The organism is Erwinia persicina (assembly GCF_019844095.1).
GTDB lineage: Bacteria > Pseudomonadota > Gammaproteobacteria > Enterobacterales > Enterobacteriaceae > Erwinia > Erwinia persicina.
Genome location: NZ_CP082141.1, coordinates 4,600,787 through 4,627,073 on the forward strand (window position 1 = coordinate 4,600,787; position 26,287 = coordinate 4,627,073).

The window sequence follows — 26,287 nt, forward strand, 5'->3', positions numbered from 1 at the left end:
TGCAAGAATATCATTAAATGGTCTCAGCGACCGGGCGGCAGGCTGATTTAATCCTTAATCACTCCGCGCGCACGCAAGAGTGCCGTCTTGAAATCGTCCTCATAATCTTTCTTCATACCGGGGATTTCAGCATTCTTGTCGCTGCCGCGCATCTTAAGATGGTAGATCAGTACATCATCCGTTAATTCATTCATTGATTGCTTAAAGCCGGCTTCATCGGCTAACTTCTGTAAAAATTCGAGCAGATTCAAATCCGGGTCCTGCTGCCATGCGGGTTGCAGCAGGCTGATTAATTCGTTGAGGCGATGGCATTTCATGCTGTTGTCCCTGTATAAAGAAACCCTGAATAAAGCATAGGGTATAAAACCAATGAAGATCGACTCACCGCCAATCCCTGTAGCAATAACCGGCGTGATCCTGGCCGGTGGGCGAGGCAGTCGGATGGGCGGCGAAGATAAGGGACTGATACCGTGGCAGAACAAGCCACTGTACCAACACGTCTTAGAACGTTTACAGCCCCAGGTCACTACTGTATGGATTAATGCCAACCGCAATATTGAGGTATATCAACAGAGTGGATTTCCAGTCATATCGGATACGCTGTCTGACTTTCAGGGTCCGTTAGCGGGGATGCTGTCCGCCTTGCAGAAAGCGCACACAGAATGGGTCATTTTTACATCTTGTGATACGCCCTGTCTGCCCGAGGATCTGACTCAGCAGCTCTGGCAGCATAAAAAGGAGGCTCAAGTAGTGTGGGCGCGTACGGAAGATCGTGAACATCCCACTATGGCGCTGCTGCACCGCGGTCTTGCGGGTTCACTGCAACGCTACCTGACTGGTGGGGATCGTAAATTGTTGCTGTTTCTCAAGCAGGCAGGAGGGCATAGTGTTTTATTTGCCCATGCAGAGTCTTCATTTCGCAATATTAACCGCCCGGAAGACCTTATCTGAGGGTTTATTACGCGCAGTATCTTCAAAAAAGAACGCTTTGCACGGTTTTGCGTCTTTTCCGGAGCCAGAACGCAAAAAACCCCGGCCTTTCGGTCGGGGTTATTGCTTTATTTGATGCCTGGCAGTTCCCTACTCTCGCATGGGGAGACCCCACACTACCATCGGCGCTACGGCGTTTCACTTCTGAGTTCGGCATGGGGTCAGGTGGGACCACCGCGCTAAAGCCGCCAGGCAAATTCTTTGTGCTCTGTCCTGTGTCTTTTGTGCTCTGACGGCGTTGCCTGCGCTCGTAAGCTCAGTCACATACTTCTGTATGCTCCTTCTCTCACTTCACTGGCCGCCTTGTCACAGCGCAAAATCCTTCGGACTTAATTCCGGGAACAGGCTGAAAATTGTTTTGCGTCTCTCGAACGCGCGCCAGAACGCTTCTGGCGTTGTAAGGTTAAGCCTCACGGGTCATTAGTACCGGTTAGCTCAACGCATCGCTGCGCTTACACACCCGGCCTATCAACGTCGTAGTCTTCAACGTCCCTTCAGGGGTCTCAAGGACCCAGGGAGAATTCATCTCGAGGCAAGTTTCGCGCTTAGATGCTTTCAGCGCTTATCTTTTCCGCACTTAGCTACCGGGCAATGCCATTGGCATGACAACCCGAACACCAGCGGTGCGTTCACTCCGGTCCTCTCGTACTAGGAGCAACCCCTCTCAATTCTCCAGCGCCCACGGCAGATAGGGACCGAACTGTCTCACGACGTTCTAAACCCAGCTCGCGTACCACTTTAAACGGCGAACAGCCGTACCCTTGGGACCTACTTCAGCCCCAGGATGTGATGAGCCGACATCGAGGTGCCAAACACCGCCGTCGATATGAACTCTTGGGCGGTATCAGCCTGTTATCCCCGGAGTACCTTTTATCCGTTGAGCGATGGCCCTTCCATTCAGAACCACCGGATCACTATGACCTGCTTTCGCACCTGCTCGAGCCGTCACTCTCGCAGTCAAGCTAGCTTATGCCATTGCACTAACCTCACGATGTCCGACCGTGATTAGCTAACCTTCGTGCTCCTCCGTTACTCTTTAGGAGGAGACCGCCCCAGTCAAACTACCCACCAGACACTGTCCCCACGCCGGATTACGGCGCCAGGTTAGAACATCAAACGTTAAAGGGTGGTATTTCAAGGTTGGCTCCACGCAGACTGGCGTCCACGCTTCAAAGCCTCCCACCTATCCTACACATCAAGGCTCAATGTTCAGTGTCAAGCTGTAGTAAAGGTTCACGGGGTCTTTCCGTCTTGCCGCGGGTACACTGCATCTTCACAGCGAGTTCAATTTCACTGAGTCTCGGGTGGAGACAGCCTGGCCATCATTACGCCATTCGTGCAGGTCGGAACTTACCCGACAAGGAATTTCGCTACCTTAGGACCGTTATAGTTACGGCCGCCGTTTACCGGGGCTTCGATCAAGAGCTTCTCCTTGCGGATAACCCCATCAATTAACCTTCCGGCACCGGGCAGGCGTCACACCGTATACGTCCACTTTCGTGTTTGCACAGTGCTGTGTTTTTAATAAACAGTTGCAGCCAGCTGGTATCTTCGACTGCCTTCAGCTCCGTCCGCGAGGGACTTCACCTGGTGGCAGCGTGCCTTCTCCCGAAGTTACGGCACCATTTTGCCTAGTTCCTTCACCCGAGTTCTCTCAAGCGCCTTGGTATTCTCTACCTGACCACCTGTGTCGGTTTGGGGTACGATTCGATGTTACCTGATGCTTAGAGGCTTTTCCTGGAAGCAGGGCATTTGTTACTTCAGCACCGTAGTGCCTCGTCATCACGCCTCAGCCTTAAAGAGTTCCGGATTTGCCTGGAACTCAAGCCTACACGCTTAAACCGGGACAACCGTCGCCCGGCTAACATAGCCTTCTCCGTCCCCCCTTCGCAGTAACACCGAGTACAGGAATATTAACCTGTTTCCCATCGACTACGCCTTTCGGCCTCGCCTTAGGGGTCGACTCACCCTGCCCCGATTAACGTTGGACAGGAACCCTTGGTCTTCCGGCGAGCGGGCTTTTCACCCGCTTTATCGTTACTTATGTCAGCATTCGCACTTCTGATACCTCCAGCAGACCTCACAGTCCACCTTCGACGGCTTACAGAACGCTCCCCTACCCAACAACACTTACGTGTCGCTGCCGCAGCTTCGGTGCATGGTTTAGCCCCGTTACATCTTCCGCGCAGGCCGACTCGACCAGTGAGCTATTACGCTTTCTTTAAATGATGGCTGCTTCTAAGCCAACATCCTGGCTGTCTGTGCCTTCCCACATCGTTTCCCACTTAACCATGACTTTGGGACCTTAGCTGGCGGTCTGGGTTGTTTCCCTCTTCACGACGGACGTTAGCACCCGCCGTGTGTCTCCCGTGATAACATTCTTCGGTATTCGCAGTTTGCATCGGGTTGGTAAGCCGGGATGGCCCCCTAGCCGAAACAGTGCTCTACCCCCGAAGATGAGTTCACGAGGCGCTACCTAAATAGCTTTCGGGGAGAACCAGCTATCTCCCGGTTTGATTGGCCTTTCACCCCCAGCCACAAGTCATCCGCTAATTTTTCAACATTAGTCGGTTCGGTCCTCCAGTTAGTGTTACCCAACCTTCAACCTGCCCATGGCTAGATCACCGGGTTTCGGGTCTATACCCTGCAACTTAACGCCCAGTTAAGACTCGGTTTCCCTTCGGCTCCCCTATACGGTTAACCTTGCTACAGAATATAAGTCGCTGACCCATTATACAAAAGGTACGCAGTCACCTAACAAGTAGGCTCCCACTGCTTGTACGTACACGGTTTCAGGTTCTGTTTCACTCCCCTCGCCGGGGTTCTTTTCGCCTTTCCCTCACGGTACTGGTTCACTATCGGTCAGTCAGGAGTATTTAGCCTTGGAGGATGGTCCCCCCATATTCAGACAGGATGTCACGTGTCCCGCCCTACTCATCGAACTCACAGTAAGTGCATTTTTGTGTACGGGAGTATCACCCTGTACCCTGCGACTTTCCAGACGCTTCCACTAATGCACAAACTGATTCAGGTTCTGGGCTGTTCCCCGTTCGCTCGCCGCTACTGGGGGAATCTCGGTTGATTTCTTTTCCTCGGGGTACTTAGATGTTTCAGTTCCCCCGGTTCGCCTCATGCCACTATGTATTCATGACATGATAGTGTGACGTATCACACTGGGTTTCCCCATTCGGGTATCGTCGGTTGTTGCGGTTCATATCACCTTACCGACGCTTATCGCAGATTAGCACGCCCTTCATCGCCTCTGACTGCCTAGGCATCCACCGTGTACGCTTAGTCGCTTAACCTCACAACCCACAAGCGTCCCATACGGAACACGTGTTGTCGTTGCGAGCATTTGAGAGACTCGAACATATCGTAGATTTCATTCTTATTACGGAGAATGAAAACGACATGTCGTTTCAATTTTCAGCTTGTTCCGGATTGTTAAAGAGCAAATATCTCAAACGTGACTCGTTAAAGTCAGTTTTGAGATACGGTGATAACGACTTTCACTTCGTTACCGGTATGGCGTCCCCAAGGGGATTCGAACCCCTGTTACAGCCGTGAAAGGGCAGTGTCCTGGGCCTCTAGACGATGGGGACTCTGATACTACTATTGCTCGTTACTTCTATCAGACAATCTGTGTGGACACTGCGCGGGAAGGTATCTTCAGGTAAGGAGGTGATCCAACCGCAGGTTCCCCTACGGTTACCTTGTTACGACTTCACCCCAGTCATGAATCACAAAGTGGTAAGCGCCCTCCCGAAGGTTAAGCTACCTACTTCTTTTGCAACCCACTCCCATGGTGTGACGGGCGGTGTGTACAAGGCCCGGGAACGTATTCACCGTAGCATTCTGATCTACGATTACTAGCGATTCCGACTTCACGGAGTCGAGTTGCAGACTCCGATCCGGACTACGACGCACTTTATGAGGTCCGCTTGCTCTCGCGAGGTCGCTTCTCTTTGTATGCGCCATTGTAGCACGTGTGTAGCCCTGGCCGTAAGGGCCATGATGACTTGACGTCATCCCCACCTTCCTCCGGTTTATCACCGGCAGTCTCCTTTGAGTTCCCACCATTACGTGCTGGCAACAAAGGATAAGGGTTGCGCTCGTTGCGGGACTTAACCCAACATTTCACAACACGAGCTGACGACAGCCATGCAGCACCTGTCTCACGGTTCCCGAAGGCACTAAGGCATCTCTGCCAAATTCCGTGGATGTCAAGGCCAGGTAAGGTTCTTCGCGTTGCATCGAATTAAACCACATGCTCCACCGCTTGTGCGGGCCCCCGTCAATTCATTTGAGTTTTAACCTTGCGGCCGTACTCCCCAGGCGGTCGACTTAACGCGTTAGCTCCGGAAGCCACGCCTCAAGGGCACAACCTCCAAGTCGACATCGTTTACGGCGTGGACTACCAGGGTATCTAATCCTGTTTGCTCCCCACGCTTTCGCACCTGAGCGTCAGTCTTTGTCCAGGGGGCCGCCTTCGCCACCGGTATTCCTCCAGATCTCTACGCATTTCACCGCTACACCTGGAATTCTACCCCCCTCTACAAGACTCTAGCCTGCCAGTTTCGAATGCAGTTCCCAGGTTGAGCCCGGGGATTTCACATCCGACTTGACAGACCGCCTGCGTGCGCTTTACGCCCAGTAATTCCGATTAACGCTTGCACCCTCCGTATTACCGCGGCTGCTGGCACGGAGTTAGCCGGTGCTTCTTCTGCGGGTAACGTCAATCGACGAAGTTATTAACTTCATCGCCTTCCTCCCCACTGAAAGTACTTTACAACCCGAAGGCCTTCTTCATACACGCGGCATGGCTGCATCAGGCTTGCGCCCATTGTGCAATATTCCCCACTGCTGCCTCCCGTAGGAGTCTGGACCGTGTCTCAGTTCCAGTGTGGCTGGTCATCCTCTCAGACCAGCTAGGGATCGTCGCCTAGGTGAGCCGTTACCCCACCTACTAGCTAATCCCATCTGGGCACATCCGATGGTGTGAGGCCCGAAGGTCCCCCACTTTGGTCCGAAGACGTTATGCGGTATTAGCTACCGTTTCCAGTAGTTATCCCCCTCCATCGGGCAGTTTCCCAGACATTACTCACCCGTCCGCCACTCGTCACCCGAGAGCAAGCTCTCTGTGCTACCGTTCGACTTGCATGTGTTAGGCCTGCCGCCAGCGTTCAATCTGAGCCATGATCAAACTCTTCAATTAAAAGTTCGATTTGCTGCAACAAGTGCAGCGATGCTCAAGTGTAAAACGTCATAATGAATTTCATTATGTGTTCACTCTTAAGACTTGATATTTTTTGTCACCCGGAGGTGACTGATATCAATCCTGCGAGTGCCCACACAGATTGTCTGATAAATTGTTAAAGAGCGTTGCGAGCAGTGCCGGAGCTTCCTGTCGCGAGGTGGCGTATATTACGCTTTCCTCCTTCGGAGTCAACTTCTTTTTGAGAAGTTTTTCCGGCGGTTCAGATGCTTCCTGAACCTCCTGAGCCGCTGGCCTGTAAGCCGTTGTGCCGTCTCAGTGGTTGCGCATTATAGGGAGTTCTGGGCGGGTGACAAGGGTTTATTGCAAAAAAATGACCGAGCGCGTTATTTTTCACCAGAAGCGTTAAAAGCATACGTATTCGGCGCAATAAATCAGCATTTCTGCCCATAAAACTGAGAAAGGACCACGCTGAACGCTGAAAGGGAATGCTATGCTTTCTCTACTACAGGGGCCTGCCCTGAACTTTTTTCCAAAATAAAGGGATAACAATGATCAAATCCGCGCGCAGTATGGCCGGACTCCCGTGGATTGCCGCTATGGCCTTCTTTATGCAGGCGCTGGATGCCACCATCCTGAACACCGCCCTGCCCGCCATCGCTCACAGTCTGGAACGTTCTCCGCTGGCGATGCAGTCCGCCGTTATCAGCTATACCCTGACCGTGGCAATGCTTATTCCGGTCAGCGGCTGGCTGGCAGACCGCTTCGGAACTCGTAAGGTCTTTATTGCCGCCGTGTTTCTGTTCTCCCTGGGATCGCTGGCCTGCGCACTGTCCGGCTCGCTGACGATGCTGGTTACGTCCCGCGTCATTCAGGGTGTGGGCGGCGCGATGATGATGCCGGTGGCGCGCCTTGCGCTGCTGCGGGCCTATCCACGCAGTGAACTGCTGCCGGTGCTCAACTTTGTCACCATGCCGGGGCTAATTGGCCCGGTACTCGGGCCTTTGCTGGGCGGTGTGCTGGTCACCTGGGCCACATGGCACTGGATTTTCCTGATCAACATTCCTATTGGTGTTCTCGGCATCATTTATGCCCGTAAATATATGCCGGACTTCACCACGCCGAAGCGGCGTTTCGATATGCTGGGCTTCCTGCTGTTTGGCTTAGGTCTGGTCGGTATCTCAAGCGGTATTGAGCTGTTCGGTGAGCAGGTTGTTTCCAGCCTGATTGCCCTGGGCGTTTTACTGGCCGGCATTGTGCTGTTGCTTCTCTATATAGTGCATGCCCGTCGCCACCCTTCTCCCCTGCTGCCGTTACCGATGTTTAAGACCCGAACCTTCTCGGTAGGCATTGTCGGCAATATCGCCTCACGGCTGGGTACGGGCTGTATTCCTTTCCTGATGCCGCTGATGCTTCAGATCGGCTTTGGTTATACGGCCCTGCTGGCCGGGTGCATGGTCGCCCCTACCGCCCTTGGTTCCATTCTGGCGAAATCAACGGTCACACAGGTACTGCGCTGGTTTGGCTACCGTAAAACGCTGGTCGGGATCAGTATGATTATTGGCGTGCTGATCGCCACCTTCGCCCTGCAGGTGCCGGGCTGGAATATGCTGGCGCTGCTGATCCCGCTCTTTATTCTGGGAATGGCGATGTCCACACAGTTTACCGCGATGAACACTATCACCCTGGCTGATCTGACGGATGCTAACGCCAGCAGCGGTAACAGTATGCTGGCGGTGACGCAGCAGTTGGCCATCGGCTTTGGCGTGGCGGTCAGCGCAGCCGTACTGCGCTTCTATCAAAACTTTGATGGCACCACGCTCCAGCACTTTCACGCCACCTTCCTGACGATGGGGGGGATCACGGTACTTTCCGCGCTGGTATTCCTGCTGCTGAAACCGGGAGATGGCCGCAATCTGATCAGCGACCGGGAGAAGAAGAAGCGCGTCGACGGCGCGCCTTAAGCGTTTACGCTCCGCGCAGATCGCCGACTGAGGCGCGTTCCATCAGCTCCGGCGTCAGAATCAGTAGTTGGGGGCCGGCAGCCGGATCGGCCAGACGGTGCAACAACGCATCGATCGCCAGTTCGCCTAATTCATCTTTAGGCTGATGAACGGTGCTGAGGGGCGGTGTCATGTAGCGCGCCAGCTCGATATCATCGTATCCCACGACGGCGATATCCTGCGGAATAGTCATCCCGGCCTGATAGAGCGCGTGATAAACCCCGACGGCCATCGCATCATTACTGGTAAATACGGCCTGTGGCCGTGGGTTAAGCGCCAGCAGCATATTCATGGCGTTAAATCCGCCCTGAAACTCAAAGTCACTGCTGACAATATACTCTGCAGGAACCGTTAAACCGGCGCGAGCCATGGCCTGCTGATAGCCTTCAAGGCGCAGACGCGCGGGCGTTTTGTCCTGAGGGCCTGCAATACAGGCAATGCGTGTATAGCCACGAGCGATCAGATGCTGCGTGGCCATTTCGCCGCCCAACAGGGAGTTATCCTGGATAATGTCGCTACTGCCTTCGAACGGTGCCCAGTCCATCATCACCGAGGGAATAGTCGGATAGCGGTGCAGCAACTCTGCGGAAGGAGGATGGCTTTCAGTACACATAATCAGCAGGCCATCGACGCGTTTTTGCAACAGTGTCTCCAGGCTGCGGTTCATCCGATCTTCATCACCCTCGGTATTACACAATACCAGGCTGTAGCCGCGTTCATAACAGCTACGCTCCACCCCCCTCACCACCTCAGAATAGAACGGGTTGCTGCTGGCGGTCAGTAGCATGCCGATGGTGTGAGTCTGATTAAGCTTGAGGCTACGCGCCAGTGCCGAAGGCGCATAGTTCAGCTGGCTCACCGCTGAGGTCACTTTTTCACGTACCGCTTCACTGACGAAGCGGTTGTTGTTTATGACGTGCGACACGGTGGAGGTTGAGACGCCCGCCAGGCGGGCGACATCTTTCATTGTTGCCACATCTACTCCTGCTGCTGCAAGAAGCGATCTATCTCTTCACGCCAGGGGACGGAAGGTTGTGCACCGTGACGCGTTACGGCAATCGCGGCCGCCGCATGGGCGAAACGTACCGCTTCCGCCATCGGGCGCTGTTCCAGTAGCGCGGTGATCAGCGCACCGTTGAAGGTATCGCCCGCCGCAATGGTATCCACCGCTTCCACACGGAAGCCGGGAATACGCTGACCTTCACCCTGCTCACTTAACCATACCCCCCGACTGCCGAGCGTGATCAGCACCGTACGGATACCTTTATCATGCAGCACCGCAGCGGCACGGGCCGCGTCTTCTTCACTGTTGACCGCCACACCGGTAAGGATCTGCGCTTCCGTTTCATTCGGGGTGATCATATCCACCAGCGAGAGCAGTTCATCAGAGAGCGCTGTCGCCGGGGCGGGATTTAATATCACCTGGGTCTGATGCTGATGCGCAATACGCGCGGCTGACAGTACGCTTTCCAGCGGTGACTCCAGCTGCATCAGCAAGGCGGAAGCATCGGCAATCACCTGCTGATGCTGCTCAACGCGGACAGGCGTCAGGGCGGCATTGGCACCGGCGTGAATACCAATGGTATTTTCACCGTCTCCGTTGACGAAGATCAGCGCCACACCGGTTGATTCACCGGGTACCGCTTCGATCGGACTGATATCAATCCGGTCATTCATCAGCTGCTGGCGAATACGCTCGCCGGTATCGTCATCACCGACACAGGCAATAAAAGCAATGTCTGCACCACTGCGACCTGCGGCCACCGCCTGGTTAGCGCCTTTCCCACCAAATGCGACCTGATACTGCTTCCCGATCACCGTTTCACCCGGACGCGGAAAATGCGTCAGATTCAGAATGTGATCGGCATTAATGCTGCCGAGGACAGCCAGTTTGCCCGTTTTCATCATAAGGGGAGTGTCCAGATAAGTGCGCCACCCGAAGGTGGCGCGTGCCATGCTTTTCTTTGATTTATTGGGTGACCAGCTTCAGGTCAACCGGATTGATAGCTTTCACTTTCTCGCCTTTCAGCACTTTATCAGCCGTCTGAACGCCGATAACGCCAATCTGCTCCGGTAACTGAGCAACGGTCGCGGCCAGTTTTCCGCCTTCAACGGCTTTAATCCCGTCAGGAGTGCCGTCGAAGCCCACGACTACCACATCAGATTTACCTGCAGTTTGCAACGCACGCAGGGCACCCAGCGCCATTTCGTCATTCTGAGCAAATACCGCCTGCACGTCCGGGTGAGCCGTCAGCAGGTTCTGCATCACGTTCAGGCCCTTGGTACGGTCAAAGTCAGCCGGCTGGCTGGCAAGGATATTGAATTTGTGTGCATCAGCAGCCTGTTTGAAGCCTTCGCCACGTTCACGTGCAGCAGAGGTACCGGCAATACCCTGCAGTTCAATGATTTTGGCGTTATCGCCGACTTTCTTGGCGATGAAATTACCCGCCATTTTGCCGCCAAAGCGGTTATCAGAAGCGACGTGGCTCACCACGGTGCCCTGTGAAGCAACGCGGTCCAGGGTGATCACCGGGATGTTGGCCTGGTTTGCCATTTTCACGGCATTCCCTACCGCGTCAGAGTCGGTGGGGTTGATCAGCATCAGCTTAGTGCCGCGGACGGTGAGATCCTGCACGTTAGCCAGCTCTTTCGCCGGGTTGTTCTGAGAATCAAGCACGACCAGGTTGTAACCCAGTTTGTCGGCTTCCTTCTGCGCACCGTCTTTCAGCGAGACAAAGAACGGGTTATTCAGGGTCGATACCACCAGAGCAATCGTGTCCTTTGCCAGCGCGTTAGCACTCAGGGTGGCGCCTAACAGTACAGCCAGTGCAGTCAGTTTTTTCATGTTCATATCCTGTAAGGGTAAAGAGTTTTATTTACTGCTTTTGTTATCTACCAGCACCGCCAGCAAAATCACCACAGCTTTGACGATCATTTGGTAGTAAGAAGAAACACCGAGTAAATTCAGACCGTTGTTCAGGAAGCCTAAGATCAATGCACCTATCAGCGTGCCCATAATCCGGCCTTTACCGCCAGCGAGGCTGGTTCCCCCCAGCACCACAGCTGCAATGGCATCCAGCTCATACCCGGTCCCGGCGGTCGGCTGCGCCGAAGAAAGACGCGCGACTTCAATGGTGCCCGCCAGTGCCGCTAACATGCCAGACAGCGCATAAACGGTGATCTTGACGCGATTAACGCTGATACCGGACAGGCGAGTCGCTGCTTCGTTACCCCCCAGGGCATAAATATAACGACCAAGACGGGTGTGATGCAGCATGTACCAGGCCGCAAGGAACACCAGGCCCATTAACCACACTGGCGTCGGGATCCCTAACGGGCGACCTATACCAAACCAGCCAAACAGATCGGCGTTCTCACTGAAACCGGTATTCACCGGGCTGCCGTTGGTGTAGACCATCGTTACCCCACGCAGCAGTAACATCATCACCAGCGTGGCGATAAACGCCTGCACTTTGCCTTTCGCCACAATTGAACCGGTAATCGCGCCAATAAAGGCACCCAGCGCCAGCGAAGCAGCAACGGCAACCAGCGCATTCACTTCCAGCCCGACAATAGAAGCTGCAACCGCGCCAGTCAGCGCCAGCAGCGACCCGACAGAGAGGTCAATGCCGGAGGTGAGGATCACCAGCGTCATGCCCACAGCCATAATGGCGTTAACCGAGGTCTGTTGCAGAATATTGAACAGGTTCGCCACAGTGAAGAAATTCGGACTCATGCTGGAAACGATGGCAATCAGTACCACCAGCGCAATCAGCGATTTCTGCTCAAGCAACCATGCCTTACTGATCAGGCGGCGTGAAGGAATTGTTTGCGTACTCATAGTGTTGCCAGCTCCGCGCTGTAATGTTTACCCACTGCCGCCGCCATCAAAATTTCCTGCGAGGCTTGTTCAATCGGGAAGTCACCGCTCAGACGACCTTCGTGCATCACCAGCACGCGGTCACTCATGCCCAGCACTTCCGGCATTTCGGACGAGACGAGAATGATGCTCAGCCCTTCCTGTTTAAACTGGTTTATCAGCTGATAGATTTCTTTTTTCGCCCCCACGTCGACGCCGCGCGTCGGCTCATCAAGGATCAGCACCTTAGGACGCGTCATCAGGCCGCGGGCTATCGCGACTTTTTGCTGATTACCGCCGGAAAGCAGGCCAATGGGCTGGTTCATTGACGGGGTTTTAACGTTAAACAGCTTGATAAAGTCCCCGACCGCCAGCTGCTCTTCCGCATGTTTTAAACGGCCGCCGCCATGGCTGAAGTAGTTAAGCGCGGTCAACGACATGTTCTCTTTAACCGTCATCCCCAGTACCAGACCATCACGTTTACGATCTTCCGAGATATAGACGATGCCGTTAGCCAGCCCCTCTTCCGGAGAACGGGCCACCACATTTTTGCCGTCCAGCGTCACCGTACCGCTGCGACGGGATAATGCTCCGTAAAGCACTTTCATCAATTCGGTACGCCCCGCGCCCATCAGCCCGGCCACGCCCAATATTTCACCTTTGCGCAGCGTAAAGCTGACGTCCTCCACGCCGGAACCACAGAGGTGTTCAACGTTAAGACGAACCTCGCCCGGTGCTTTATCCAGACGCGGATACTGCTCTTCCAGCTTGCGGCCGACCATCATTTCAATCAGCGACTCTTCAGTCAGGGTGGCCACTTCACGTTCCGCGATAAATTGTCCGTCGCGGAAAATAGTGACATCGTCGCAAACCTCAAAAATCTCTTTCATACGGTGGGAGATATAGACAATGCCGCAGCCCTGGGCTTTCAGTTCATTGATCACCCGGAACAGCGAGGCGGTTTCGGTATCAGTCAGCGCATCCGTCGGTTCGTCCATGACGATCACCTTCGACTCGAAGCTCAGTACCTTAGCGATCTCCACCATCTGCTGGTCACCAATCGACAGGTCACCCACCAGCTTATGGCTGTTGAAGCGCAGATTAAGACGTTTCAACAGGGCGTCTGCTTCTGCATACATTTTCTTCCACTGAATGCCGCCAAAACGATTAACAAACTCGCGGCCAAGGAAAATATTTTCAGCAATACTCAGCTGCGGGATCAGGTTAAGTTCCTGATGGATAATGCCAATCCCGGCCGCCTGCGACGCTTTAGGCCCGTTAAAGGTGGTTTCCTTGCCCAGCCATACAAAAGTGCCTGCATCACGGGCATAGATCCCGGTCAGCACTTTCATCATGGTGGATTTTCCCGCGCCGTTCTCACCAACCAGCGCCATCACACGCCCCGGATAGACCGAGAGCGCCGCGCCCGACAGCGCTTTAACGCCCGGGAAGGATTTGTCGATACCTTTTAATTGCAGTAAAGGTTGCATAACCGCCTCAGAAGGTCACGCCAGCGATCAGGATGACATTCGCATACGGGGAACACTCCCCGCTGCGAATGACTGCCTGACTGCGCTGTGTTTGTTGTTTGAACTGTTCGTGACTGACATAACAGATACTTATGGTATTACCCTGGTGTTGTTGCAGTAAGTCGAGCAGGGCGATCAGCTCACTATGAAGCTGCGGATTGTGCTGCTTAATCTCTTCCGCAATGATGGCACTCTCAACCTGCATCTCATGGGTGACCGCATGGACGACCTGTAAAAACGTCGGAATACCCTGCATTACGGCCAGATCAATCCGCTGCGGACCTTGTGGGATCGGCAGACCAGCATCGCCAATCACGATACTGTCGGTATGACCAAGACGTGAAATCACGGACGAGATAGCAGAATTTAGTAAGGTGCCTTTTTTCATTATTCACTCCAGAGCGAAACGTTTCGCTGACAGGGAGTGTAAGAAATGCACAGGGGAAAACAATCATCGAATGTTGAAATTGTGATCGCCATCGAAACGTTTCGCTGACGCAGAGGAGGGATTTGTTTTAAGGCTGAAAATGGCCCTCTACTGTTACCGGTAAAGGGCCAAAACAGGACTAATTAAAGACCATGCCGCCATCAATAAGCAGTGACTGGCCGGTCATATAGTCCGAGTCCGGCCCGGCAAGGAAGGCCACACAGGCGGCAACATCTTCCGGTTCAGACAGACGGCCCAGCGTGATGTTTTTGGCAAACTCCGCCGTACCATAGCCGGCGGGTTTGCCTGCCGCTGCAGAGAACTGGCGGTCGATCTCGTCCCACATAGGGGTTTTTACTATGCCAGGGCAGTAGCCATTGACGGTTATCCCCAGCGATGCAAGATCCCGTGCCGCGGTTTGCGTCAGGCCGCGCACAGCGAATTTACTGGAGCTGTAGATCGCCAGCTCCGGGTTACCGACGTGGCCCGCCTGAGAGGAGGCATTGATGATTTTGCCGCCGTGACCTTCTGCTTTGAACGCATTCACTGCCGCCTGGATGCCCCAGATCACCCCTTTAACGTTCACGGCATAAACCTTATCGATCACCTCTTCCGTAATCTCTTCGATAAGCGTAGTAGGCGCCACGCCGGCATTGTTGACGATAACGTTAAAGCCTCCCAGGGTTTTACGTGCCTCCTCAACGGCGGCAAAGACCTCATCGCGCTTTGAAACATCCACGGCAACCGCCAGTGACTTACCGCCTGCGCTGGCAATCTCATCAGCCACCCGGCGTGCCGTGTCCGGGTTAAAATCGGCGACGGCAACGGCAAAACCCTCCTTTGCCAGACGCAGGGCAATTGCACGTCCTATCCCCTGACCCGCACCGGTCACCAGGGCTACGTTGTTTTTCATATGAACTCCTTCTCGTTTAGGATTAACACAATTTACAAAATCTGGCTGAGGTGCAGCTGTCCCATCAGCAGCGGGTTATCGGCATAATCCACCGGGATCGCTACCACCGCCGGGCCCTGCACATCCATGGCTTTCCGCAGCGTGGGCTCCAGCATTTCTGCACTTTCAACAGCGAATCCCGCCGCACCAAAGGACTCCGCATAGGCTTTAAAATCGATGGGCCCGAACTTCACCCCGGAAACGCGCTGGTATTTTTTCTCTTCCTGCATCGCCACCATGTTGTAGCACTCATCTACCCAGATGATATGCAGCAGGTTAGCGCCCAGCCGTACCGCCGTTTCCAGCTCCATGCTCGACTGCAGGAAACCGCCGTCACCGGAGACCGACACCACTTTGCGGGACGGGTCTACCAGCCAGGCACCGATTGCCCAGGGTAACGCCACCCCCATGGTTTGCTGACCGTTAGAAATCATGATCTGACGCGCACGAAAGCTGTAGAGATAACGTGCGATCCAGATATGGAAGCTGCCCATGTCAACCGTCAGCGTAACGTCACTGTTAATGATGTCCTGCATGGCACGGACGATACGTAACGGATGCAGGGCAAACTGATTAAGCTGATGGCCACGCAGCGCCAGCAGTTCGCGCTGCTGCTGACGATCCTGCAGGATGGCTGCCGCCTGTGGGCTGAGGGTTAAAGGTCCACCGATGCGTGCCGTCAGTTTGTCGAGCGTGGCAGCAATATCGCCGACCAGCTCGGCATCCGGCTGGTAGCAGTTGTCAGTATCCGCCGGCAGCACGTCGATATGAACCAGAGTAGCCTTGCCGCTGTTCCACATGGCAGGCTCATATTCCACCGGGCTGTAGCCAATGGTGATAATCAGGTCGGCCTCACGCAGCAGCCGGTCACCGGCCTGGTTATTAAACAATCCGACGCGTCCGGCGAAGCGGGAAAAGTGTTCCTGGCGCACCGCACCGGCAGCCTGGTAGGTACTGGTGACCGGAATATGGCTGCGCTCCAGCAGCCGGTGCAGCGCATCACTGTTAGCGGGCTGGCTGGCCATCAAACCCAGCAAGAGCACCGGATTTTTCGCCTGTGCGATTTGCTTTGCCACCGCTTCGATGGCCACATCAGGCGCCGCCCCCAGCAGCAGCTGGCCGTTGGCATTCAGCAGGTGACCCCGCGCGGGCTCATTGACAATATCCTGGGGCAGGCTGACAAAAGCCCCGCCGGGGCGTCCCTGTTCAGCGCTGCGAAACGCATTGGACAACACTTCGGCGATGGCATCAGACGATCCCACCTCAACGGCGTATTTGCTGACCGGACGGAACATCGCCACGGTGTCCATGCTCTGGTGAACCTGTTTCGCACTGTCGGCGCGTTTAACCGCCCCACCCAGTGCCACCAGCGGGTCCCCCTCGGTGGTCGCGGTTGCCATCCCGGTGATCAGGTTGGAGCAGCCCGGCCCGGAAGTCACCAGCGCCACCCCGGCTTTGCCGGTGAGTCGACCGACTGCCGCCGCCATAAAGGCGGCATTGGCCTCGTGCCGCACCGGTATCGTCTGGATAGAGGTATCCAGCAGCGAATCAAACACTTTATCAATTTTGGCGCCGGGGATGCCAAAGACATGTTTTACCCCCTGAGCTTCTAATTGTGCCACCACCAGGTCGGCACCGTGTGCCCACTGCTGAACGTCGGTTACATTTTTCATCTGTCTGCTCTTCCTTATTTCAGCTTTCTACGGAACGAATGGCGGAATCCAGATTGTCCGGGCTGAGATCGGCCCGCAGGAAATCGCTGTCTTCGGGCAGGTCAATCACCAGCTTACTGATCTCACCAAAGGTGAGCGTGCCGTGATCGAGCTGATAATCCAGCAGATGCCCGCCCCCCTGGCGATCGTCAGTAATAAAGTGTTCGTGATAACCGGCCACATTGATGCCCTGCATGTACTGCGGGGTGCGAAAACCAATCAGCACGCCGTTGCGCTGCTCGAAGTGAAAGGTTGGTTGCTGGCCCAGGACTTCCGGCATCGATTTGTACGGGCGGTGCTGGCAGGGAACGGTACGGGTTTCCGCACGACTGAAGAGACCATCAATGCGCAGAGCACAGAACTGGTTGTCGGAACGCACCTGCTGGTCGATCACCCGATGCACCTCAGCCCGGTCGGCCGGACCGGTGAAATGGTGCCGGTACTGAGGATGAAAGAACGTCATTACCGCAAACGGCGATTTCTGATCGGGACTGGCCGCACGCGCGCTGCCATCCGAGCGCAGCTGGTACACTTCACGGTTAAAAGCGATCATCTCGCCGTCCAGTTGATTAAATGTTCCCAGGCCGAAATCGCCTTTCTTCAACAGGTCGGCCACGGTAGTGGTGCCGTCGTAAACACCGCTGAGTAACGCGCTCATTAAAGAGGTCTGATAGATTACGCTTTCTGGCCTTTCTCTCTGCATCTCTTTGACCGTACTGGTCAGCTGTTCCGTACATGAACAATCAGTTACAGAATGTGTCATTACCCTCTTCCCCGCTAAACTGTTAAGAAGTATTGAATCAATGTTGACTCGATTCAGTCCGGGATTCCAATATAGAACACCCCCCACTTTGAGACGTTTTCGATATGGAACTGCGGTATCTACGTTATTTCGTTGCGGTCGCTGAGACGAAGCACTTCACAAAGGCGGCGGAAAGACTCGGCATCTCACAGCCGCCGCTGAGTCAGCAAATTAAAAAACTGGAAGAGGAGATTGGTACGCCGTTGCTGAAAAGGCTGACGCGCGGGGTGGAGCTGACAGATGCGGGAGAGGCCTTTTATCAGGATGCGTGTCAGATACTGGCATTAACCGGCCATGCGCTTGAGAAAGCCAAAGGGATAGCGCGCGGTATCAGCGGACAGCTGTCGATTGGTTTCGCCAGTTCCAATGCTTTTCATCCGCAGATATTCCGGCTGCTGCGCCGTTTTCAGCATCGTTTTCCGGCCATCACTTTGTTGCCGCAGGAAGAGAGTATGGCAACGCTGATGCACAATCTGGAGGAGGGTTTACTGGATGCGGCCTTTGTCCGTCTGCCCTGTGAAAGCAGTAAGGCATTCAATCTGAAGGTGATAGCGACAGAGAAGATGGCGGTGGTGCTGCCAGCCGGGCATCCGCTGGGCACTATGCCCTGCCTGCCGCTGTCGCAGCTGCGGGAGGAACCGCTGATCCTCTTTCCGCGAGAGGTCGCCCCCAGCCTGTACGAAGTGATTATCAGCGCCTGCCTGCGCGCCGGGTTCCAGCCGGATGGCGTCCAGCAGTCTCCGCAGATTTCATCGGGCATCAGCATGGTCGCTGCCGGGTTTGGCATTACCATCGTGCCCGATTCCCTGCGCTGTATCAGCCTGCCCGGCGTCAGCTTTCATCAGATTGAAGATGCTGCGCTGGGCAGTGATATCGCCCTGGCCTGGCGGCGCTGGGATCGCTCCCCCGCCGTTCATCACCTGGTATCGATGCTGGCGGATGATTAACCGCCGATTTTACGCACCTGCTTAACGTCGAGTTCCAGCGAGTTGAAGTCTTTATCCAGCTTGCCCTGCAGCTCAACGTTATCTTTCGGGCCAATGCTCTGACCATCCCAGCGCTTATCGTCGATCTCAACGGTCATGGTGCCGGTCGCATCGCGGAACTGATAGTTTTCATCACCCACGCGTTTTTCAATGTGACCGCGCATTGTCACCCAGGCATCGTCACTCATATCCTGAGCCTGTTTTACCGTTGCTACCGTGCCGTTCGGGCCGCTGAAGCCACCTTTCTGTACCTGGGCTGTCGGCGCATTGGGGTCAACGAAACCGCCGGTCTGTGTGGCCAGTACGGGCATTGACATCAGGGCTGTGATCGCCAGTAACGTAGCTGTCTTCTTCATCATGTTCAATTTTCCTTATGGCAGTGGGCCGTTCGTTCTGCCCGTGAATGTCTGTCGGTAAGTATTACAGCAAAAGGTTCTTAACAGGATCTTAAGACTTCCGTCATCACCACTTTATTGTTTAAAACTGACGAAAAGTCAGGAATATCGCCGATCCTTTCTGTACAAGCCGCATCATGATTCCGTATAACTCGGTGAACTGCGAGGGATAAGCCAATGCGAATTTTATTAATTGAAGATGACCGCCTGATTGGCGACGGTATTAAAGCCGGGTTAAGCAAACTGGGCTTTAGCATTGACTGGTTTACCCAGGGTAAAGAAGGGCTGCGGGCGCTGAGTGCCGCCCCCTACGATGCGGTGGTACTGGATCTCAGCCTGCCGGAGATCGACGGGCTGGATATTTTGCGGCAGTGGCGACAGCAGGGTCAGGATGAGCCGGTGCTGATCCTGACGGCGCGCGATGCCCTGGAACAACGTATTAACGGGTTACAGATGGGAGCGGATGACTACCTGTGCAAACCCTTTGCCCTCAGCGAAGTGGCCGCTCGCTTACAGGCGCTGATCCGCCGTCGTCACGGCCAGCTACAGCCGACGCTGAAACACGGGGGCGTGATCATGGAACCTGGCTCACATACCGTGACGCTGAACGGCGAACCGCTGGTATTGAAAGCGCGTGAAATCGCGCTACTGGAATTGTTTCTGCTGAATGCCGGGCGCGTCCTGACCCGCTCCCAGCTGGAAGAGAAACTCTATGGCTGGGATGATGAAGTGTCCAGTAATGCCGTAGAAGTTCACATTCATCACCTGCGTAAAAAACTGGGCAGCGAGTTTATCCGTACCATTCACGGCGTGGGATACACCCTGGGAGCAGCGCCATGATCCAGCGCAGCCTGCGTGTGCGCCTGATGCTGGGATTTTTACTGCTCAGTCTGCTGTGCTGGGGGGCGGCGGCCGTGGGTTCCTGGTGGCAGACGCGTAACAATATCAACGAACTGTTTGATACCCAGCAGATGCTGTTCGCGAAACGCCTTCTGCGCCTGACGCCTGAACAGTTCAGCCCGCAGCTGCCACTGCCCAAAAGCAAAAAAATGCTGCGTCACCACCACGGCGACCAGGATGATGATGTGCTGGCCTTTGCCGTCTTTACCCGCGAGGGAAAAATGGTGCTCAATGATGGCGATAAGGGTAAGGATTTTATCTTTAATTATCAGCGTGATGGATTCTCTGACGGGCGACTGAAAGATGACGATGACCGCTGGCGTATGGTCTGGTTACATACGCTGGATAACCGGTATGTGGTGGTGGTCGGCCAGGAGTGGGAGTATCGCGATGATATGACCCGCGACCTGGTCAAAACCAATCTGAGGCCGTGGCTGGCGGCTCTGCCCGTGATGTTGCTGCTGATGCTGTGGCTGGTCACGCACGAACTCTCCCCGCTGAAACACATTGCCTGCCAGCTTCGGCAGCGCGCCCCGGATGATATCTCCCCCCTCACCGCCCGCCGCGTCCCTCAGGAAGTGCGTCCCCTGCTGTCGGAGCTCAATCAACTGTTTGGCCGTATCGGCGATCTGCTGCTGCGCGAACGCCGCTTTACCTCGGATGCGGCCCATGAGCTGCGCAGCCCGCTGGCCGCGTTGAAAGTGCAGACTGAAGTCGCACAGCTAGCCCATGATGATGCGGTCGTGCGTCACCATGCCCTGTCCAGCCTCGATGCAGGGATCGACCGTGCCACCCGGCTGGTGGATCAGCTGCTGACACTGTCGCGCCTGGATGTCGGCGAGGATCTGGAAAAACAGAGCGTGCAGTGGCAGCAGATCGTCCGGCAGGCAGTGGTCGATCAGTATGCTGCCGCGCAGGCGGCTGGCGTGGAGCTGGCCCTGGATGCCCCCGATACGCCCATCGTTCAGCAGGGTAACCCGCTGCTACTGACGCTGCTGGTACGCAATCTGCTCGATAACGCCATTCGCTACAGCCCGCCGGGCAGTGAAGTCTGGCTGAAACTCGAACCGGGCCGTTTACAGGTGCTGGACAGCGGCCCCGGCGTGACGCCTGAAGCGCTGGCACGCATTGGCGAACGCTTTTACCGTCCTCCCGGTCAGCAGCAGTCTGGTAGTGGTTTAGGTCTGTCGATCGTTCATCATATTGCGCACCTGCACGGCATGAAGGTGACCATGAATAATCGGGCCGAAGGCGGGTTTGCGGTGACCGTCAAACTGTAGGGTCGGACCTTCTGTTTCGGTCCGGCTTTTTCAGCAGGATGCCGGGCGGCATCGTACGGAGATAACGTCCGCCGCGACAAACGAAGTGAATGTCGGGGGGCTGCCGCCCCCCGTTGCGGATTAAATCTCGACCTGGGTGCCCAGCTCAATGACGCGGTTAGGCGGGATTTTGAACTGGTCAGGTGCGCGCAGGGCGTTACGCTGCAGCGCAAGGAACAGCTTGCCGCGCAGGCGCAGATACCACGGACGTTTACCGATAATCAGTGATTCATGCGACATAAAGAACGAGGTTTCCATCATCCGGCAGCTTAAGCCTTCCAGCCCGCAGCGGTGGAATATCTCCTCGACGTTAGGCGTTTCACGCCAGCCATAGCTTGCCACCACGCGCCAGAAGGTCGGCGAAAGCTGCTCGATGGTCACGCGCTTCACATTGTGCACATAAGGCGCATCTTCAGTGCGCAGCGTCAGCAGCACCACCCGTTCATGCAGCACTTTGTTGTGCTTCAGATTATGCAGCATGGCAAACGGGATCACATTCAGCGCGCGGGACATGTACACGGCGGTACCCGGCACGCGCACCGGCGGGGATTTCTCCAGGGAAGCGATCATCGCCTCCAGGGAGTTACCGTGCTCATGCATCCGGCGCAGCAGACGGAAACGCTCGCTTTTCCAGGTGGTCATCACCACAAACATCACCAGCGCCAGCGACAGTGGCAGCCAGCCTCCGGCAAACACCTTCACCAGGTTGGCAGAGAACAGGGACACGTCGATACACAGCATGCCGATCAGCAGTGTGATGACCAGATAGCGATTCCAGTGCCAGTTTTTAATCGCCACCACGCTGCACAGGATCGCGGTCAGCACCATGGTTCCGGTCACGGCAATGCCGTAAGCGGCGGCCAGATTGCTGGAGTGTTCAAAGCCGACAATGACAATCACCACCGAGACAAACAGCAGCCAGTTAATTACCGGGATGTAGATCTGGCCTGACTCCTCTTCTGAGGTGTAAACAATACGCATGGGCGGCAGATAGCCCAGGCGCACGGCCTGACGTGTCAGGGAAAAGACGCCGGAAATGACCGCCTGAGACGCAATGACTGTCGCCAGCGTAGCCAGAATTAGCATCGGGATCAGCGCCCAGTCAGGTGCCAGCAGGAAGAAGGGGTTTTTTATGGCTTCAGGATTTTTCAGCAGCAGGGCACCCTGACCAAAATAGTTCAGCACCAGCGACGGCAGCACCACAATAAACCAGGCCAGGCGAATGGGGTATTTGCCAAAGTGCCCCATGTCCGCATACAGCGCCTCGACCCCGGTGATCGCCAGCACCACCGCGCCCAGCGCAAAGAAGGAAACCATTTTATATTCAATGAAGAAATGCACTGCCCAGTAAGGGTTCATCGCGTGCAGCACTTCAGGATTGCTGATGATGCCACGGGCACCCAGTACGGCCAGCACAATAAACCACAGCAGCATGACGGGCGCAAACAGCTTCCCCACCAGCCCTGTGCCGTGTTTCTGGATCACAAACAGCAGCGTCAGTACGCCAATCGCCAGCGGCACGATGAACCGATCGAGCGACGGCGCGGCAATCTCCAGACCTTCAATCGCCGACAGTACCGAAACCGCCGGGGTGATCACCACCTCACCGTAAAAGAAGCTGCCGCCAATCAGTCCCATAATCACCAGCACCGCCGTAGAACGCGCGCCGGTATGACGTCCCGCCAGCGACATCAGCGTCAGGATCCCGCCTTCCCCGGCATTGTCGGCGCGCATGACGTAACTGATATATTTCAGCGATACGGTAAGCAAAAGCAGCCAGAAAATTAGCGAGAGGAAGCCAAATACTGCATCACGCTCAACGCCAAAACCAAACTGCCCGGAAAGACACTCGCGCAGGGTATACAGCGGGCTGGTACCAATATCACCATACACGACACCAATGGCTGCCAGCGTAACGGCGCCCAGGGACTGCTTCTTTTCTGAACTCATAGACTTGTCTTTTGTTGCGGTAGACTGACGCGGGATTGCGCACGGCTCAATGGCCCGTCAAAACGCGCACAGTATGCATGATTAAGCATGAATGCCTATCCTTAATTGCCGGTTATATGACAACATCAATGGTCAGTGTCACCCTTTGATAATAAAAAAGCTGACTGCAATCAACTCTTTCAAGCATCATAGCCAGTAGTGTTTGCGCTCGCCAGACAGCAATCTGGCCTGACCGTAGAAAAAGGATGAATGTTTGATTATGGCCCACTCTCAATTACTGGCGGAACGCATCGCCCGCCTCAGCAATGCCTTAGAGAAAGGACTTTACGAACGCCATCATGCGATTCGCCTTTGCCTGCTCGCCGCGCTGTGCGGTGAAAGTGTCTTTTTACTCGGCCCACCGGGCATTGCTAAAAGCCTGATCGCCCGTCGACTCAAGTTTGCTTTCCAGCATTCACGCGCTTTTGAATACCTGATGACGCGCTTTTCCACCCCGGAAGAAGTGTTTGGCCCCCTCTCTATTCAGGCACTGAAAGACGAAGGCCGCTACCAGCGTCTGACGAAAGGTTATTTGCCGGATGCGGAGATCGTGTTTCTCGACGAAATCTGGAAAGCCGGCCCGGCCATCCTGAACACGCTGCTGACGGCGATTAACGAGCGCCGCTTCCGTAATGGTGACAGCGAAGAAAAAATCCCGATGCGTCTGCTGGTCACTGCCTCCAATGAGCTGCCGGAAGCCGACAGTGGGCTGGAAGCCCTGTATGACCGTATGCTGATCCGGCTGTGGCTGGACAATGTTCACGAGAAACAGAACTTCCGCAGCCTGCTGACCCACCAGCAGGACGAGAATCAAAATCCGGTCTCTGATTCACTCTGCATCAGCGATGAAGAGTATCTTGAATGGCAGCAGGGTATCAGCAAAGTCAGCCTGCCCGATGATGTTTTTGAGCTAATTTTTCAGCTGCGTCAGAGCCTGGAAAACCAGCCAGAAGCCCCCTATATCTCGGATCGCCGCTGGAAAAAAGCCATTCATCTGCTGCAGGCCAGCGCGTTCTACAGCGGCCGTAACGCCATCGCGCCCATCGACCTGATCCTGCTGAAAGACTGTCTGTGGCATGATGTCGGATCAATGAAACTGCTGGATCGTGAGCTGGATAATCTGATCACCCAACAGGCCTGGCAGCAACAGCCTATGCTGTTCAGACTCCAGCAAATTAATACCCGCCGTCTGGCCCTGCAGCAGCAAAAAAGCGTCGAGCAGGCGATCCGCCTGGAGAAACATGGCGGGATGTTCAGCCGCAAACCGCATTTTGACCTGCCCGCGACGCTGGCCGCCGATGCCTTAACGCTGATGCTGCAAAAACCGCTGACCCTGCACGAGATTCAGGTCACGCATATCACCCTCGCCCGTGAGGCGCTGCACCACTGGCTGCAGAAAGGGGGGGAAGTCCGCGGGAAACTTAACGGAATTGGCTTTGCCCAGACGCTGGATCTGCACGTCGATGGCCAGGACTGTCTGACGCTACGCGATGTCAGCCTGCAGGCCACCCGCCTGATGTTGCCGGGCAAACCTCAGCAGGGGCTGCCAGAAGAGATTGTGCTGGCACTCGATGAATTAGAAACCCAGCTTCGCGCCCAGCGTACGCTGTTCAGCCAGCATCACCGCTGCCTGTTTATCAGCGATGACTGGCTGGCACGCGTGGAAGAGAGCCTGCAACAGGTGGCAGAGCAGCTGAAGCAGGCGCGGCAGTGATCTCCCTTGATACGCTGAGTATGTTTCTGGCGGTCAGCGAAAATGAGCTGATCGAAGAACTGGTGATCGGGCTGCTGGCCTCCCCCCAGCTGGTAGCCTTTTTTGAAAAGTTCCCTAAACTCAAAAACGCGCTCACCCGCGACCTTCCCCACTGGAAAGCAGAAATCCTGCAACAGATAAAATCCACTGCGGTGCCAGAGAATTTAGCCGCTGAGTTCAGCCGCTTCCAGCAGTGTCAGACGCTGAGTCCGCCTGATTTCAGCGCGCAGATGCCCGCTCTTCTGGCCTGGCTCGAACAGCAGCGCTCGCCATTTGCCGAAAAGGCGCAAACCCTGATCGACAGTTATGAAGACCCGTCGCTCACCAGCGCCCGGCAGACACTGTTTTTACAGCGCTGGCGGCTGAGCCTGACGCTGCAAACGCTGACGCTTAACCAACAGTTACTCGATCGGGAACGCGACAGGCTGCTGGCTGAACTGCAACAGCGACTGGCGATGAGCGGCCAGCTTGCGCCGGTGCTGACCGGTGATGATGATGCCGCCGCAGGCCGGCTGTGGGATCTGACCCGCAGTTCGCTCCAGCGCAGTGACTATCAGTTGATCGTGCAGTATGGCGATTTTCTCGCCAGCCAGCCGGAGCTGCTTAAGCTGGCAGAACAGCTGGGTCGCAGCCGGGAAGCGAAGGCGGTGCGGTCAGAAGAAGCGCCGCCCGAGGTGTTCCACCAGCTGGTACGTGAACCGGAAAGCGTACCGGAAGAGGTCAACGGCCTGCATCAGAGTGACGATATTCTGCGCCTGCTGCCGCCGGAGCTGGCGACGCTCGGCATCAGCGAGCTGGAGATGGAATTTTACCGACGTCTGGTGGAAAAGCGCCTGCTGACCTACCGTCTGCAGGGCGAAAGCTGGCATGACAAAGTCACGCTGCGTCCGGTGACTCACCAGCATCACGATGAACAGCCGCGTGGTCCGTTTATTATCTGCGTTGATACCTCCGGCTCAATGGGCGGCTTTAACGAGCGCTGCGCCAAGGCGTTCTGCCTCGCGCTGCTGAAAGTTGCGCTGGCAGACAACCGACGCTGCTACATCATGCTGTTCGCTCACGAGGTCATTGGCTATGAGCTGACGGGAGAGGACGGTATCAGTCAGGCGATTCGTTTTCTCAGCCAGCGTTTTCGCGGCGGCACCGATCTGGCCGCCTGCCTCGATGCGGTACTGCAAAAACTTTCCGGCCCGCTGTGGCAGGATGCAGATGCGGTTATCCTCTCTGACTTTATCGCCCAGCGCCTGCCCGAAACGCTGGTGAAACGCGTACGCGATCACCAGAGTCAGCAGCTTCAGCGCTTCCATGCCATTGCCATGTCCGATCATGGAAAACCCGGCATCATGCGTATCTTCGACCATATCTGGCGTTTCGATACCGGGCTGAAAAGCCGCCTGCTTCGCCGCTGGAAACGTTAACCCCGTCTTTCGCCTCGTCCCGTAAAGCTTCTTTGCTA

Annotated in this window: 19 protein-coding genes, 1 tRNA gene and 3 rRNA genes; 7 read left to right on the plus strand and 16 right to left on the minus strand. The window is 55.4% G+C overall.

What is annotated here, in order from left to right; genetic code table 11:
- Positions 1–47 precede the first annotated feature (47 nt).
- Complete coding sequence (locus K6L24_RS21260; protein WP_222681810.1) at positions 48–317, minus strand: YihD family protein; 270 nt, start codon at positions 315–317, stop codon at positions 48–50.
- Positions 318–369: 52 nt separating this feature from the next.
- Here K6L24_RS21260 and mobA point away from each other — a divergent pair, with 52 nt between their 5' ends.
- Positions 370–951 (plus strand): molybdenum cofactor guanylyltransferase MobA, encoded by a 582-nt coding sequence (mobA, locus tag K6L24_RS21265; RefSeq protein ID WP_222681811.1) that lies wholly within the window; start codon positions 370–372, stop codon positions 949–951.
- Positions 952–1,067: 116 nt separating this feature from the next.
- Here the strand turns inward: mobA and rrf are convergent.
- From rrf to K6L24_RS21285, 4 genes are all read right to left on the minus strand, one after another.
- Positions 1,068–1,183 (minus strand): 5S ribosomal RNA (gene rrf / locus K6L24_RS21270).
- A gap of 206 nt (positions 1,184–1,389) precedes the next feature.
- A 23S ribosomal RNA gene (locus K6L24_RS21275) occupies positions 1,390–4,295 on the minus strand.
- Between the two features lie 221 nt (positions 4,296–4,516).
- Positions 4,517–4,592 (minus strand) — tRNA-Glu (locus K6L24_RS21280).
- 72 nt (positions 4,593–4,664) lie between these two features.
- Positions 4,665–6,205: ribosomal RNA gene (locus K6L24_RS21285) — 16S ribosomal RNA — on the minus strand.
- Together the 16S, 23S and 5S rRNA genes with 1 tRNA gene alongside form the textbook arrangement of a ribosomal RNA operon.
- A gap of 551 nt (positions 6,206–6,756) precedes the next feature.
- Between K6L24_RS21285 and mdtD the strand changes: the two genes are divergently transcribed.
- Positions 6,757–8,169 (plus strand): multidrug transporter subunit MdtD, encoded by a 1,413-nt coding sequence (gene mdtD / locus K6L24_RS21290; RefSeq protein WP_187510228.1) that lies wholly within the window; start codon positions 6,757–6,759, stop codon positions 8,167–8,169.
- 4 nt (positions 8,170–8,173) lie between these two features.
- On the opposite strand, the gene rbsR is transcribed toward mdtD, so the two are convergent.
- From rbsR to budA, 9 genes are all read right to left on the minus strand, one after another.
- Positions 8,174–9,184 (minus strand): ribose operon transcriptional repressor RbsR, encoded by a 1,011-nt coding sequence (gene rbsR, locus K6L24_RS21295; RefSeq protein ID WP_369414859.1) that lies wholly within the window; start codon positions 9,182–9,184, stop codon positions 8,174–8,176.
- 2 nt (positions 9,185–9,186) lie between these two features.
- Positions 9,187–10,116 (minus strand): ribokinase, encoded by a 930-nt coding sequence (gene rbsK / locus K6L24_RS21300; RefSeq protein WP_222681812.1) that lies wholly within the window; start codon positions 10,114–10,116, stop codon positions 9,187–9,189.
- Between the two features lie 61 nt (positions 10,117–10,177).
- Positions 10,178–11,059, minus strand: a complete 882-nt coding sequence (gene rbsB, locus K6L24_RS21305) for a ribose ABC transporter substrate-binding protein RbsB (protein WP_062744125.1) — start codon at positions 11,057–11,059, stop codon at positions 10,178–10,180.
- A 21-nt stretch (positions 11,060–11,080) separates the two neighbouring features.
- On the minus strand, positions 11,081–12,049 hold the full coding sequence (gene rbsC, locus K6L24_RS21310; RefSeq protein WP_062744124.1) for a ribose ABC transporter permease: 969 nt from the start codon (positions 12,047–12,049) through the stop codon (positions 11,081–11,083).
- Complete coding sequence (gene rbsA, locus K6L24_RS21315; RefSeq protein WP_062744123.1) at positions 12,046–13,557, minus strand: ribose ABC transporter ATP-binding protein RbsA; 1,512 nt, start codon at positions 13,555–13,557, stop codon at positions 12,046–12,048. Before rbsA ends, rbsC begins: the two co-directional genes overlap by 4 nt.
- 7 nt (positions 13,558–13,564) lie before the next feature.
- Positions 13,565–13,984: a D-ribose pyranase gene (rbsD, locus tag K6L24_RS21320; protein WP_062744122.1), complete on the minus strand. Its 420-nt coding sequence runs from the start codon at positions 13,982–13,984 to the stop codon at positions 13,565–13,567.
- 178 nt (positions 13,985–14,162) lie between these two features.
- Entirely contained in the window at positions 14,163–14,936 is a 774-nt protein-coding gene (locus tag K6L24_RS21325; RefSeq protein ID WP_062744121.1) for a (S)-acetoin forming diacetyl reductase, read from the minus strand.
- A 32-nt stretch (positions 14,937–14,968) separates the two neighbouring features.
- Complete coding sequence (alsS, locus tag K6L24_RS21330; protein WP_062744120.1) at positions 14,969–16,648, minus strand: acetolactate synthase AlsS; 1,680 nt, start codon at positions 16,646–16,648, stop codon at positions 14,969–14,971.
- A gap of 19 nt (positions 16,649–16,667) precedes the next feature.
- Positions 16,668–17,450, minus strand: a complete 783-nt coding sequence (gene budA / locus K6L24_RS21335; RefSeq protein ID WP_062744119.1) for an acetolactate decarboxylase — start codon at positions 17,448–17,450, stop codon at positions 16,668–16,670.
- Between the two features lie 104 nt (positions 17,451–17,554).
- Between budA and K6L24_RS21340 the strand changes: the two genes are divergently transcribed.
- On the plus strand, positions 17,555–18,436 hold the full coding sequence (locus K6L24_RS21340; RefSeq protein ID WP_062744118.1) for a LysR family transcriptional regulator: 882 nt from the start codon (positions 17,555–17,557) through the stop codon (positions 18,434–18,436).
- Here K6L24_RS21340 and K6L24_RS21345 read toward each other — a convergent pair.
- Positions 18,433–18,834, minus strand: coding sequence for a YgiW/YdeI family stress tolerance OB fold protein (locus tag K6L24_RS21345; protein ID WP_274598514.1), 402 nt, complete (start codon positions 18,832–18,834; stop codon positions 18,433–18,435). The two genes, K6L24_RS21340 and K6L24_RS21345, sit on opposite strands and share 4 nt — an antisense overlap.
- 213 nt (positions 18,835–19,047) lie before the next feature.
- On the opposite strand from K6L24_RS21345, the gene qseB reads away from it, so the two are divergent.
- Positions 19,048–19,710, plus strand: a complete 663-nt coding sequence (gene qseB / locus K6L24_RS21350) for a quorum sensing response regulator transcription factor QseB (protein WP_062744117.1) — start codon at positions 19,048–19,050, stop codon at positions 19,708–19,710.
- Positions 19,707–21,050 (plus strand): quorum sensing histidine kinase QseC, encoded by a 1,344-nt coding sequence (gene qseC, locus K6L24_RS21355; RefSeq protein WP_222681813.1) that lies wholly within the window; start codon positions 19,707–19,709, stop codon positions 21,048–21,050. Before qseB ends, qseC begins: the two co-directional genes overlap by 4 nt.
- Before the next feature lie 120 nt (positions 21,051–21,170).
- Here qseC and kup read toward each other — a convergent pair whose 3' ends face one another.
- The gene (gene kup / locus K6L24_RS21360) at positions 21,171–23,039 is read right to left on the minus strand and encodes a low affinity potassium transporter Kup (RefSeq protein ID WP_062744115.1); all 1,869 of its coding nucleotides are present in this window, start codon (positions 23,037–23,039) and stop codon (positions 21,171–21,173) included.
- 259 nt (positions 23,040–23,298) lie between these two features.
- Here kup and ravA point away from each other — a divergent pair, with 259 nt between their 5' ends.
- Together ravA and viaA are read left to right on the plus strand one after the other, a co-directional pair.
- A complete protein-coding gene (gene ravA, locus K6L24_RS21365) occupies positions 23,299–24,792 on the plus strand; it encodes an ATPase RavA (RefSeq protein ID WP_062744141.1) in 1,494 nt (497 codons plus the stop codon).
- Complete coding sequence (viaA, locus tag K6L24_RS21370; RefSeq protein WP_222681814.1) at positions 24,789–26,249, plus strand: ATPase RavA stimulator ViaA; 1,461 nt, start codon at positions 24,789–24,791, stop codon at positions 26,247–26,249. The genes ravA and viaA overlap by 4 nt, the downstream gene beginning before the upstream one ends.
- Positions 26,250–26,287 lie beyond the last annotated feature (38 nt).

Coding starts and splice junctions, on each gene's coding strand:
- K6L24_RS21260 (WP_222681810.1), bottom strand. CDS start 317: ATGAAATGCCATCGCCTCAACGAATTAATCAGCCTGCTGCAACCCGCA.
- mobA (WP_222681811.1), top strand. CDS start 370: ATGAAGATCGACTCACCGCCAATCCCTGTAGCAATAACCGGCGTGATC.
- mdtD (WP_187510228.1), top strand. CDS start 6,757: ATGATCAAATCCGCGCGCAGTATGGCCGGACTCCCGTGGATTGCCGCT.
- rbsK (WP_222681812.1), bottom strand. CDS start 10,116: ATGATGAAAACGGGCAAACTGGCTGTCCTCGGCAGCATTAATGCCGAT.
- rbsB (WP_062744125.1), bottom strand. CDS start 11,059: ATGAACATGAAAAAACTGACTGCACTGGCTGTACTGTTAGGCGCCACC.
- rbsC (WP_062744124.1), bottom strand. CDS start 12,049: ATGAGTACGCAAACAATTCCTTCACGCCGCCTGATCAGTAAGGCATGG.
- rbsA (WP_062744123.1), bottom strand. CDS start 13,557: ATGCAACCTTTACTGCAATTAAAAGGTATCGACAAATCCTTCCCGGGC.
- rbsD (WP_062744122.1), bottom strand. CDS start 13,984: ATGAAAAAAGGCACCTTACTAAATTCTGCTATCTCGTCCGTGATTTCA.
- K6L24_RS21325 (WP_062744121.1), bottom strand. CDS start 14,936: ATGAAAAACAACGTAGCCCTGGTGACCGGTGCGGGTCAGGGGATAGGA.
- alsS (WP_062744120.1), bottom strand. CDS start 16,648: ATGAAAAATGTAACCGACGTTCAGCAGTGGGCACACGGTGCCGACCTG.
- budA (WP_062744119.1), bottom strand. CDS start 17,450: ATGACACATTCTGTAACTGATTGTTCATGTACGGAACAGCTGACCAGT.
- K6L24_RS21340 (WP_062744118.1), top strand. CDS start 17,555: ATGGAACTGCGGTATCTACGTTATTTCGTTGCGGTCGCTGAGACGAAG.
- K6L24_RS21345 (WP_274598514.1), bottom strand. CDS start 18,834: ATGATGAAGAAGACAGCTACGTTACTGGCGATCACAGCCCTGATGTCA.
- qseB (WP_062744117.1), top strand. CDS start 19,048: ATGCGAATTTTATTAATTGAAGATGACCGCCTGATTGGCGACGGTATT.
- qseC (WP_222681813.1), top strand. CDS start 19,707: ATGATCCAGCGCAGCCTGCGTGTGCGCCTGATGCTGGGATTTTTACTG.
- kup (WP_062744115.1), bottom strand. CDS start 23,039: ATGAGTTCAGAAAAGAAGCAGTCCCTGGGCGCCGTTACGCTGGCAGCC.
- ravA (WP_062744141.1), top strand. CDS start 23,299: ATGGCCCACTCTCAATTACTGGCGGAACGCATCGCCCGCCTCAGCAAT.